Below are 439 nucleotides of genomic sequence, written 5' to 3'. Positions count from 1 at the left end.
GAAGCATCTCATTTTTTGACTTAAACATTGAGATATTTTCATCAGGTTAATTAATACCACTATTAATCTTCATAATTTCTTCCAAATCTACTTTAGGTTTAAGAATTTTATAACGTTTTATAGTTTTGATTAGAAGGCTTTATCCTTAAATTTGAGGTTGATACCATTAATTAACGTAAACTATAAAAATATGGCTTTCGAGTTACCAGCATTAAAATATGCATCAGATGCACTTGAACCTCACATTGACGCAAGAACAATGGAGATTCACCACGATAAACACCACGCAGGATATACCAGCAAGTTAAACGACGCCGTTGAAGGCACCGATATGGAAGGGAAGAATATAGAAAATATTCTGACAAACCTTGACATGGAGAATAAAGCTGTTCGTAACAACGGCGGCGGATACTTCAACCACAATCTTTTCTGGGAGATC

1 protein-coding gene is annotated in these 439 nt (G+C 34.9%); it reads left to right on the top strand.

Features of this window, described 5'->3' with window-relative positions; all coding sequences use genetic code 11:
• Positions 1-190: 190 nt before the first annotated feature.
• A partial coding sequence (locus tag HC175_RS18865) for a superoxide dismutase (RefSeq protein WP_369074349.1) occupies positions 191-439 on the top strand: 249 nt, incomplete at its 3' end.

It is taken from the genome of Salinimicrobium oceani, from assembly GCF_012037645.1.
The sequence above is the reverse complement of the archived record's forward strand: the minus strand, read 5'-3'. Positions and strand labels throughout refer to the sequence as shown.